The following is an 11,763-nucleotide window of genomic DNA, read 5'->3' on the forward strand; positions in this document are numbered from 1 at the left end:
TTACATCTCTATGGACCCTTTATCACTGGCCACAGGGGCTGGCGGTAACGCCAAGGGAGCTTCGTCCCTTTGTGGTTTTTTCAGACGGGCAAACAATTTGAGGTTGATGATATGGAACAACGTCAGTGGACGTAACCGAATCGCCCAGACCTCGTGATTGTCCGGTGCCATAATGACCCCAAGTTGATGATGCTCCCCTTCATAGATCGCTCGTTGCATGAACTTGCTTTCTCCCTGGTGATTTCTCACCTCAAGTTTGCAAAAAGCCGGGTTCATCCGCAGGGCACGATGTAACTCTTCCGGTGAATGAACCAACTTACCATTCACCTTGTACAATGTCTCACCTGCTTCAATCCCCAAATCCGCTGCAGGACTCTCCGGAATAACAGCCAATACCTTCAGGCCATGCTGCGGATGGACAAATACCGGACTGCGGTTTTGCTCTTCAAACGCGCTGTACCATACCAGAAATTCATGTCCAATAAATGCGATCAGCGCAGCAACCACCATAAGTGGAGACCACCATGCAGCAAGCAAACTGAACACAAGCAAAGTTGCCCCGTATATCATCAACCGCTTGGATGAGATCTGTACCTTTTGTCCCGGAAGCATACTCTGCGTTATCTCACCAAATCCGAGCATAATTGGCAACGCAACCAGCATGTAACTATGACCTGCATTCATCAGTGGATTCCATGCCAGCTCCGCGCCACCTCCTGTGACTGGAACAAGAATCAGTAGAGGAATGGCCCAGAACTGCTGCAATTGATATCCACCAACCAGTTTCCCGCGTTTTCCCTCGAAGAGAAGTGGTGATGCCATCGATACCCCCTGCATGCGTACTAACAAGGCTTCACCCATATGTAGAAGGGCAGCCAGGACAAGCAGTGCAGGCATATCCAGGGTACGTAGCGTTTCCGTGATAGTGCCCATCCAACCCGATGGTTGCCAGCCTGAAGCCACATTCAAACCAAATTGTAGCACACCCAGTAACCCGGCCGCATAAGCAAAGCACAGATACCGGATACGGAACAAGGATAGAATTAATGTTGCAGCCCATATGCATATCAGGCTTCCCAGTGTAAGATGTGCACCGAGGAATAGGGACACAATCGAGACGATGGTACCAATGAGTATGCCTCCGAGCACCGCCCGAATCGTCTGTGTTATCGAGCTTTGCAAACGAACATGGAACAATTTACGCTCCTGCAGTAATTGACGATGATAGATCAGCGCAATCAGGATCACCGCAATATAATAAAACGGCTGAATAAACAACTGCAACAAAGCTTCCCCTAATGTAGTTAACCACGGCCATACCCATTCCATTGTGGTCGGTCACCCCTCTCTTTCAGCCGGTTCAGAAAAAAAGAAGGCTGAAAATCAGCCTTCTTTATGGCTTCGACACAGCGGACGAAATATCCTTTGAGACATTTTCGATCGCGCGTTTCAGCTGTGCATCATATTGAGGATTGGCAATACGTTCAATCAGAGCCGCTTCCAGTGATTCAGCGGTTTTCTCGTCAATCTGGCCTGTAGCCTGAATGCCTTTTTGCTTCTGGAATGCCTTGACCGCTTCTTCCGTCTTCTGGTCGTAGTATCCATCCACACGATCCGGTTTGAAATCGAGTCCTCTCAGCATCGTCTGCGCACTTTTCACATCCGAGCTATTGCTGTCATATTTCAGTGGTAACTTCTCTTTGTTAATCGGTGCCACCGAGAAATAATCCGGCTGGTCTACCGCAATATCCGGTTTGATTCCTTTTTCATGAATCCAGTCTCCGTTCGGAGTGAGCCACTTGGCAATAGTGATCTTCAGCAAGCTGCCATCACCCATCTGCTTGTCATAACTCGTCTGGACGGTTCCTTTACCAAAGGAGTTTTCACCAATCAACTTAGCACCTGCTGACTGTTGTAATGCACCGGCCAAAATCTCCGACGCACTCGCACTGCCTTTGTTCATCAGGACTGTGACTGGGTAAGCTTTGGCTGATCCATTGGACTTGCTTTGTTCCTTTTTGCCGTTCTTGTCTTCAACCTGCACAATAACCTTGCCTTTGGGAACAAACTGTTCAGCAATATCAATAACAACTTGCAATACACCGCCTGGGTCATTCCGTACGTCGATGACCAGACCTTTCATGTTCTGCTTCTCAAGCTTCGCCAATTCTTCCTTAAAGCGATCGCCTGTATTGAGAGAGAATTGGGTAATGGCAATAACGCCAATTCCGCCATCCTCCATGTGAGCATATACGGTCTCCAGATCAATGTCGTCCCGTACAATGACAAATTCAATCAGTTCTGAAGATCCAGCACGTTTAACTTGTACTTTCGCTTCACTGCCCTTGGGACCCCTGATTTTGTTAACAGCCTTGTTCAGTTCCAAACCTTGCAGGGATTCACCGTTGACCGACATAATCATGTCTTTTGCACGAATACCTGCTTTCTCGGCAGGGGATCCTTTGATAGGGGAAACAACAACAACGTTTCCATCCTGTGAGGATACCTCTGCGCCAATACCGGTAAAGGAACCTTCGATCGACTCTTCAAACTGCGCAGCCGTTTCCTGCCCCATATAGTTGGAGTACGGATCACCAAGTGATTCCATCATGCCGTTGATCGCACCGTCAATCAATTTGGTCTGATCCACATCTTTATAATAGTTGCTTGAGATCAAATCCATCGCGGTTTCAATCTTCTTCAAATCGTTCTTCTGCTGTGTATTACCGGTTACACTGGCCAGCAAACCTTCGCCCGGTGTGGCCTGGCTCGCTATTCCCGGATACGTCATTAATACCAGGGTTAGTAAACTACCGCCAAGGAGACCCACAATGACAAGCAGTAGCGCCGATCTTTTCTTCATCATCCGTTTGTCACCGCCTTTAGTTTTGAAGCGTGTCCGATTCCATTGTTGCCAGAATCCATTCCCTGAACATGCCAGCTTAGTATATGTCTAGCTTGTACGGAATATGTTTTTTCCATTCGAACGATGGAGCAATAATTACAAATAGTTCATCGGATTTACAGCAGTACCGTTGTCTCTCACTTCAAAATGCAAGTGAGGTCCAGTAGAGTTCCCTGTATTTCCTGACTCCGCAATGGTATCCCCTCTGCTTACTGTGTCTCCCTTGCTGACTTTGAATCCACCTTCGCGCAAGTGACCATATAACGTCCATAGTCCACCGCCGTGGTCCACAATAACCGTATAACCATAACCGCTATACCATTCAGCCATGATCACGATTCCGCCAGAAGCAGCGTGAACCGAAGTTCCCTGAGGGACAGCAAAATCGACACCGGCATGCATTTTACCCACTACACCCGTAATCGGATGGGTACGGGGACCGAATCCAGAAGAAATACGTCCTCCAGATACCGGTCTGGAGAAGATACCATTCCCGGATGAATACGTAACCTCACTGCTGCTATCCGAACTCACTCTAGTAGGCGCCTTGGCTGCAGCTTTCGCCCGAGCCGCTGCTGCGGCTTTTGCTTTGGCTGCGGCGGCTGCCTGCTGTTCACGCAATTTATTTTTCTCTTGAAGAAGTGCCGAACGTTTGCTGGCAATCTGCATTAATACATCTTCCTGCTCTTGTGTCAGCTCTTCTGACTCTTCAATTTTAGCATCATATGAAGCGAGAAGCACTTGCTTTTCCGCTTCTTTTTCATTCAATTGGGACTTACGCTGTTTCTTCTGTGCATACAGGCTCTTGGCTTCCGCATATTGCACATCCAATTCTGCCTTTTTGTCCACGACAAGTTGCTTGTCCGCTTTGTGCTCATCCAGCAGATGCTGATCCTGATCCACAATCGTTTTGAGTGAATCCGCACGGGTCAGGAAGTCAGTGAAGCTAGTAGAGGACAACAATACATCCAGATAGGATACAGCACCGTCCGTATACATCAGGCGTACGCGTGACTCCAACAATTTTTCCCTTGCAACAATGCGTTCTTCTGCCGCTTGCAGATCTTTTTTCGTTGTACGAAGATCTTCCTCCGTGTTCTCGATCTGCAAGGATACACTCGCCAGTTCATCACTAACGACATTGATCTGTTCCATAACAACCTTCAGATAAGCGTTGGTTTTGTTCTTGTAATGCTGTGCTTCCTTTTTGTTGGAAGCCGCTTTTTTTTGCTCCTGCTTGGCAGAAGCCGCCTTGCTCTCCAGTTGCTGAATCTGTTGGTCAATATCGCTGATGCTACTCTTGGCATATCCGTCAGAAGGTTGAAGCGTCAAACTGGCCAATAACGTAAAGGCCAGCAGCGAAGCGGTTTTTTTCAAAATGATGATCCCCCATCCTATGATTTCACAAGAAAGCAACCTGCACAGGTGGTGAACAGCATGTTCTTTGCTTTCTTCAATCTTAAAAGACTCCGTCTTTCCTACATATCGTCAAACAGCGTCCATTAATGAACCTGCTTTACCATTCTTTTCGACATATTCTGCAATTCGATCGTTGAAAACAAAATTAAACGTTGAGTGATTTCCGAATGGACAGTGTACTTCCCAAAATACCTACCAGCACACCAAGTCCGATCAACAGTGTTCCAAACAGCCCCCAGATTTCGCCGAGCGGAATCAAGTTAAGCATCTGCATGAAGACATCCTGACCAATCGTCTTCATCAACTGGCTGTATCCAACAAACAGCACACCAACCGTAATGACCGAGCCAATAAATCCAATGAGTGCACCTTCAATAAAGAAAGGCCAGCGAATAAAGGTATTGGTTGCACCAACCAGCTTCATAATTCCGATCTCCCGGCGACGTGCCAGAATCGTTACGCGAATCGTATTCGAGATCAGGAACATGGACATGAGACCCAGTCCCCCGACAAAAATAAATCCGATGTTACGAACAAGCTTCGTAAATTTGAACAACACTTCCACCGTTTCCTTGCCGTAGTTCACTTTCATGATCGGCTTCTCCGGGTGTTTTTCGTTCAAAGCTTCGATTTTTTGCGCCACAAAAGTGACGGTTTCCGGTTCAATGACCTCAACTTCAATGGTCTCCGGCAGTGGGTTGTTGTCCACATCGAAACCGCTAAGCACGTTATCTGCGCTCTCTCCAAGACGCTCACGGAACTCCTTGAGTCCTTCTTCCTTGGAAACAAAACGAATCTCACTTACTTCAGGCATCGCGCTGATTTCTTGCTCCAGTGTGTTACGCAGGTTCTCGTCCACATTCAGTTCGAGGAATGTGCTGATCTCCACCTGGCTATCAACTTGATTCGCCATGGAGTTCACATTGAGGACCAGTAGCATAAACACACCAAGAATCAATAGCGACACAATGATGGACATGATGGAGGCCACAGACATCCAGCCGTTGCGGAATACGTTTTTGAATCCCTCCCGCAGATGGCGCAAGAGAGTACTAAAATTCATAACCGTATTCCCCTCTCATCTGATCCCGTACAATCTGTCCACGTTCAATCGCAATTACCCGCTTACGCATCGTATTCACGATATCTTTGTTGTGGGTTGCCATAACAATGGTTGTTCCCCGGAAATTGATCTCATCCAGCAGTTGCATAATGCCCCACGACGTCTCCGGATCGAGGTTACCTGTAGGCTCATCCGCGATAATAACCGATGGGTTATTGACGATAGCCCGTGCAATGGCAATACGTTGCTGTTCTCCACCTGAGAGCTGTGAAGGTTCGCGATTTGCCTTGCTCCGCAGTCCCACCAAGTCGAGCACTTCCATCACTCGTTTTTTGATATGACGCTTCGGTGCTTCAATAACTTCCATGGCAAATGCCACATTCTCAAATGCTGTCATCCGTGGCAGCAGACGAAAATCCTGGAACACAACGCCGATGTTACGACGCACATAAGGAATCTTTCTTGGCTTCAACTTACCAATATTAAATCCGTTAATGGATATTTGTCCTTTGGTCGGAACTTCTTCTCTGTACATCAATTTCATAAATGTCGATTTACCTGCTCCGGACGGACCGACGATATAAACAAATTCATTGCGGTCGATCTTCACCGACACCCCTTGTAATGCGTGGGTCCCATTGGCGTAGGTCTTCCACACGTCCTGCATTTCTATCACATCATCACTTCCTGCTCGCATAGTTAGCCATTATCATTTCGACACAATCCCGGCATTTCCTTTAAAAAGACCTGAATTTCATCAGGGAAAAATCCACTTCGTTCCTGTTTCAATGGTGAAGCATGGATGCATATGAAGTTTATTGTAACAAATTTGTTACCTATTGAGTACCCGAAAGTTTTCCTGCATTGGATCATATATATAGAAAGTGTTACAAAGTCGGGAACAACCGAAGTATAAAGGAGCGTACGGTTATGAAAAAAATACATTTGACGGTCATTGTTCTATTCTCCATCCTCTTGATCGGCTCCGCGTCCTATGGATTGTTGTATATGTACGTGAATCAGCCCGCCCTGCCCAAAAACGTTCATGTTGGCGGCATGCTGGTAGAGGGGAAGAATCGCAAGGACGTATTGCATGAATTGGATGAACAGATCCAAAAGCTGGAGGACTGGCCTGTAACCTTTGAAGTGACTGAACCCAACCCCCAGACGATGTCGTATACCGCAGCTCAGGTGGGGGTGAGTTACAACGTTAACAGCTTGGAGTCCGCAATACAGCAGCTGGAGGAAGGTAACCTGTGGGAACGCGCTTATGCACGTTATCATTTTCCGAAAGAGTTCTCTCTCGATATGACCTATAACTCAAGACCACTCCAAGAACATCTCAGCCCTGCCTGGGAAAAAGAAACCTTCGGTACACCTGCGGACGCTGTTCGCCGCATTACCACAAGTGACAAAGTCCAGTATATCCCGGAAAAGGGCGTCCGCCGCATTGATTGGGATACACTCACAGGTCTCATTCAGACGAAGTTGCACCGAGATTTCAGTGTACTGAACCCGGATGAAAAAACCGCCCCATTGTTGATCCAGATACCACTGTATACGCTGAAACCTGAAGTAACTCTTGATTCGCTGCGCCAGGAAGGCATTGACCGAAAGATCATCCAGTTCTCCACGGGTCTGGGCAATAGTAGTGAAGGCCGGATACATAATGTCAGCGCAGCAGCGGAAGCGATTAACGGCATGATTTTGCCACCAGATGCCACATTCGATTATGAGAAGGTCGTCCGTCAAGCTGAAAAGGAGTATGGGTTTCGTGAGGCCCCGGTCATTGTTAATGGCAGACTAACCCCCGGAATTGGCGGGGGAATCTGTCAGGTATCCAGTACGGTGTATAACGCAGCGCTATTGACGGGTCTTGATATTATTGAGCGTCGCAACCATTCCCTGCCGGTCAAATATTTGCCCAAAGGACTGGATGCCACCTTTGCCTCGGGAGCCATCAATTTTCGCTTCAAGAATAATACTGGAAAATCCTTACTCATTCATGCAGAGGTGAAGAACCATCAATTGATGGTGAAATTTTTCGGCACCTTCCCGGAGAATGTCAGCTATGCACTTGAATCTCGCACCATTGAAACATTAAGTGTTCCGGTAAAGTATGTTTCCAGTACTGTACTGCCTGATGGTGCACAGCAGGTGCTGCAAGACGGACAGCCTGGATATATTGTGGAGACGGTAAGAACCAAGAGGCTGGACGGCAAAGTGGTCGAATCCAAAACGATTACAAGGGACACGTACAAAGCTCAGAATCGTCTAATTGCCCGCTCCGGTCATAGTAGCCTACCTGACCCGCAAGGGCCTTCTGTGGTCGAGGACGGGATTAGCGATACGAAACAGCCTTAGGCACCTTTTCTGAAGCAGCCAAAAGAGTTCAATCCGTAATTCATGCATTCTAGGATAAACTGATCCTACGAAAACAAAAAGACACACTTCCCGTCCCTTTTAAGGATACGCGAGAAGTGTGTCTTTTTATGGTTTAAGATATGTTATTCGAGTTTTACCAAGCTACGATCAGCTTTACTACCTTTAACTTATAGTTAGTTTACTGCATTACGGTTTAGTGACCGCCGGTGTATTCGCCTTGCTCTTCGCCTACAACCATCTTCTCTCTTCCCATGAAGAAGGAAGCGACCAACGCGAGTGCAGCCGGAATCACAGCCCAGGCAAATAACTGCACGATGGAAGAAGACAAGGCATGTGTGATGGTATCCAGCACCTGAGGCGGAATCGCCTGTCTGAGTTCTGGTGAGAGTAACGCATGCGGATCGGTCAGGTCCACTCCCTGCGGCACGCCACCCGCTGAAGCACCACCTGCTTCCGCAGCTGAACCAGCGAGAGCATCGTTCATTTTACGCGTAAATACCTGGCTCTGTACGATACCAAAGATCGTAATGCCCATCGTCATACCGAGGGACCGCAAAAAGTTAAGTGTGGAGCTTGCGGCTCCGCGTCTTTGCGGTTCAAACGCGTTCATGGCTGCATTGCTAAGTACAGAGAACGACGCACCGACACCCAGACCAACCATCACCATGTAGATACGTATCGTCCAAAGGGATGAATTCTCATCCAACGTAGTCAGCAATCCAAGCCCAATGACAAGCAAGGCTAACGTAGGAATCATAATATTACGATACTTGATTTTGGTCATCAGCACCCCGCCCAGGGACGCCGTCACAACAGACCCAAGCATCATGGGCAGCAGCACAAGACCGGAGTTGGTCGCTTTACCACCGAGTACCCCCTGTATGAAGATCGGAATGTACACGGATGCTGTAATGAACGCCGCACCACTGAACATACCAATAACGTTACTGGACCAGTAGACCCGGTTGCGGAACATGTTGAAGGAGATGATTGGTTCTTTGGCTTTTGTTTCTGCAAAAAGGAAGAGCAGGGCTAATGCTACAAATCCGGCAAACAAGCCAAGAATCTGCCACGAACCCCAGGCAAATGTTTTGCCGCCCAGTTCCAGACCAAAGATCAGGCACACAACAGCACCGATCAGCGTTACAGCACCCAGCCAGTCGATCTGTTGGGATTGATGCTGATGGGATTCTTTATAAAAGAACGCAATAAACACAAATGCAATCAAGCCTAGCGGCAGGTTGATATAGAATACCCATTCCCATGTCGCATACTGGGTAATGTAAGCACCGAGCAGAGGTCCGAATACGCTGGAGAGACCAAAGACGGCTCCAAACAATCCACCCAATTTACCACGAGATTCTGGTGCAACGACATCAAACATGATCGTAAAGGCAATCGGCACCAGGGCCCCCGCACCAATACCTTGAATCGCTCTGTACATCGTCAATTCCACAATAGACGTTGCCGTTCCGCACAGCGCTGAGCCAAGCATAAACACAATGATACCAAATACAAAAAACTTCTTCCGTCCATACATATCGGATAACTTACCGAAGATCGGCATCCCTGCCATCTCAGCCACCATGTACGCGGAGGTAACCCAGACGAACTTGTCGAGCCCACCCAGCTTCCCGACAATATCCCCCATAGCTGTTGCCACGATGGTATTATCCATCGAAGCCATTAATATGCTGAGCAGTAACCCTGCCAGCACCAATCCAATACTGTTTTTACGTGCAACCATTGTACTCAATCTCTCCATTCACGCTCTATTCATATGACTGCATTAGTATATCCGAAAAGAAGTCTGTGTTAATCAGTCCAAGGACCGATTGCTTTGCAGCAAAACTTCCGATTGCGGATGAATTTGCAGAGATGAACGATATTCCACTGTACCAATCCGGCAGCCAGGACCGATTTTTATTTTATCGCCACGGACAATCTCGGCTTCCGTATTCTCTAATTCAATGTCATCACCTTCGATAATCTGTGCCTTGAGAATTGATTTATTCCCCGTAAACAAGTCATTCAACCGGCCACTCTTCACCGAGATGATGGAACCGCCCATTTCCTTGACCTCGGATGGACCCATGATTTTGAGCGTCATGTGTTCAGCGCTGAGCATCCCAGCTATCGTCAAACGGCCGTTCAGCTTGATATTTTCCGCCTGACAATCCCCTGACAGATGAAGTTCACCGACCACTTTTATATGCTCAGCTTTGGCACGCAGGCCAGATGCCTGGATTCCATCCTCAACATCGTTGCTGGCCTCTCGCTCTGTCAGAGTAAGGGTTCCGGTAATTTTAATCTCTGTGGATTCAAGCGATCCGTATATGACCGATGTACCCGTACATTTGAATCGATCACAAGATAGATTGTCGTTAAAGGACGCGTCCCCTACGACCTTGATCTTGCCGTACACGCCACCAGAAGAACTGCCATCACCAACGATGCTGATATCCATTTTTTTGTCCAATGAACGCCCAGGATTGTTATTCATGTCGATCCCATCCCTTTCTCTCCATATCCAAACTTTAAATTCGCTGACTGCTGCCCACCTTGGCATCCTGATCTACCTCAAGTTCACCTGAATACTCAACCAGTCTGATGTTACAGCCGCGACCGATAAGAATGTTACTCCCCCGAACAATGTCAGCTTCAGTATCTTCCAGCACAATCTCATCACCCTCAATTAAGGATGTCTTAAATGAAGGGGTCCCGCCCAGACCAATACTTTTCCAAAAGCCATTCTGTTGTTCCTTGCGGCGAATATCGATACGCTCTCCGCCAATCTCTTTGGCCGAAGAAGATGTATGCAGCCTGATCTCCACTGTTCCCGCATTCAGTAAACCGCTGATCTTAATATTGCCCCGTACATTCAGGGACTCACATTGGACATCCCCTTCAATATCGATCACACCGCCAATATCAATTCGTTCCCCATCCACTCTTCCACGTACGGTACACTTTCCGTTCACTTCAAGCTCAGGGCTATGGAGATCTCCGTTAATCGTCGTCAAACCATCCACCCGAACACGAGAACTGGTCAGAGGTCCATTCAACGTGCACATGCCGTTAATCGTTGCACTCTCGGAGGTCAAAGCGCCGTGCATCTTCAATGTCCCATTCACTTCCATAGAGGTGCAGTCCAGGTTGCCGTTCACCTTAGCCATGCCATCAATAGATACACGGTGAAAATTCCCGCCTGCCGTTTGACTTATGCCCGCCACATTCAGATCATTCCGCTTATTCCGCTCTTCCATAGATGATCCTCTCCTTATCCCAATTTGAGTTTTAATTCTTCCATAAATGTTCCCATCGGCTGCCTAAGAACCACTTTCACACCATTGTCAAAATAAAACTCCGTTCCTGCTGTTACCATCATGAATGAAGGAACACCCATCTTACGAATAAGCACGAGTTCGCTGGGTTTGCCTGTAAAACGATAATAATGTTCGGACATCACTTCGATCAGCAACGCACCCTCTTGCCGAGTAATATCTCCGCTCATTAACAGCTTATCAAGGACGTAGAGCATCATAATCTGCTCCAAAGCATACAGCGGTTGTTCTCGACCTGCTTCTTTTAACAGATCCAGCGAGATTTGTGAAACAATGTTTCGCTCTAATAGTTGCTGTGCAGACATCTCTACTTCACCCAACGTAGGTGAGAACACGTCTGCCAGCTCATCCAGCGATAATCCGTCTTTCATATTGAGAATCTTGTCAATGCGCAGTAAAATCTGTTGTTTGGGAAAAAAAGTCTCTTGTCCGGTATAGGACGACTTCCGAATGAACCATTCTTCCGGAATGAGATTTTTCCGCTTCCAGCGGTATAACTGGCCGTATGAGATTCCTGTCAGGTCCAACAATTCTTTCTTGGAGATCAAATCATCTGTCATATATGGTCCCCCTTTTTATTGAAACGAGTGTAACATAACATTGTTACGTTGTAAACCAGATTGAAAAATCGATGATCAGATTACATA

At 47.4% G+C, this 11,763-nt stretch carries 10 protein-coding genes; 1 reads left to right on the forward strand and 9 read right to left on the reverse strand.

All coding sequences use genetic code 11. The annotated features are described in order from the left end of the window. The 5 genes from AC1DE7_RS28155 to ftsE form a co-directional block, all read right to left on the reverse strand. The gene (locus AC1DE7_RS28155; RefSeq protein WP_315371181.1) at positions 1–1,329 is read right to left on the reverse strand and encodes a PDZ domain-containing protein; all 1,329 of its coding nucleotides are present in this window, start codon (positions 1,327–1,329) and stop codon (positions 1–3) included. 64 nt (positions 1,330–1,393) lie between these two features. Continuing rightward, positions 1,394–2,866, reverse strand: coding sequence for a S41 family peptidase (locus tag AC1DE7_RS28160; RefSeq protein ID WP_036612405.1), 1,473 nt, complete (start codon positions 2,864–2,866; stop codon positions 1,394–1,396). A gap of 135 nt (positions 2,867–3,001) precedes the next feature. Beyond that, the gene (locus AC1DE7_RS28165; protein WP_076254090.1) at positions 3,002–4,282 is read right to left on the reverse strand and encodes a murein hydrolase activator EnvC family protein; all 1,281 of its coding nucleotides are present in this window, start codon (positions 4,280–4,282) and stop codon (positions 3,002–3,004) included. A 187-nt stretch (positions 4,283–4,469) separates the two neighbouring features. After that, positions 4,470–5,387, reverse strand: coding sequence for a permease-like cell division protein FtsX (ftsX, locus tag AC1DE7_RS28170; protein ID WP_036612410.1), 918 nt, complete (start codon positions 5,385–5,387; stop codon positions 4,470–4,472). Then, entirely contained in the window at positions 5,377–6,063 is a 687-nt protein-coding gene (gene ftsE, locus AC1DE7_RS28175) for a cell division ATP-binding protein FtsE (protein ID WP_024631580.1), read from the reverse strand. Before ftsE ends, ftsX begins: the two co-directional genes overlap by 11 nt. Before the next feature lie 254 nt (positions 6,064–6,317). On the opposite strand from ftsE, the gene AC1DE7_RS28180 reads away from it, so the two are divergent. Continuing rightward, the gene (locus AC1DE7_RS28180) at positions 6,318–7,751 is read left to right on the forward strand and encodes a VanW family protein (protein ID WP_477535646.1); all 1,434 of its coding nucleotides are present in this window, start codon (positions 6,318–6,320) and stop codon (positions 7,749–7,751) included. 214 nt (positions 7,752–7,965) lie between these two features. On the opposite strand, the gene AC1DE7_RS28185 is transcribed toward AC1DE7_RS28180, so the two are convergent. From AC1DE7_RS28185 to AC1DE7_RS28200, 4 genes are all read right to left on the reverse strand, one after another. Next, entirely contained in the window at positions 7,966–9,519 is a 1,554-nt protein-coding gene (locus tag AC1DE7_RS28185) for an MDR family MFS transporter (protein ID WP_477535647.1), read from the reverse strand. 72 nt (positions 9,520–9,591) lie between these two features. Beyond that, a complete protein-coding gene (locus tag AC1DE7_RS28190; RefSeq protein WP_339284407.1) occupies positions 9,592–10,275 on the reverse strand; it encodes a hypothetical protein in 684 nt (227 codons plus the stop codon). Between the two features lie 34 nt (positions 10,276–10,309). Next, a complete protein-coding gene (locus AC1DE7_RS28195) occupies positions 10,310–11,038 on the reverse strand; it encodes a polymer-forming cytoskeletal protein (protein WP_477535648.1) in 729 nt (242 codons plus the stop codon). Between the two features lie 14 nt (positions 11,039–11,052). After that, positions 11,053–11,676, reverse strand: coding sequence for a YhbD family protein (locus AC1DE7_RS28200; protein WP_477535649.1), 624 nt, complete (start codon positions 11,674–11,676; stop codon positions 11,053–11,055). Positions 11,677–11,763 lie beyond the last annotated feature (87 nt).

This window comes from Paenibacillus sp. 10L310, assembly GCF_056395745.1.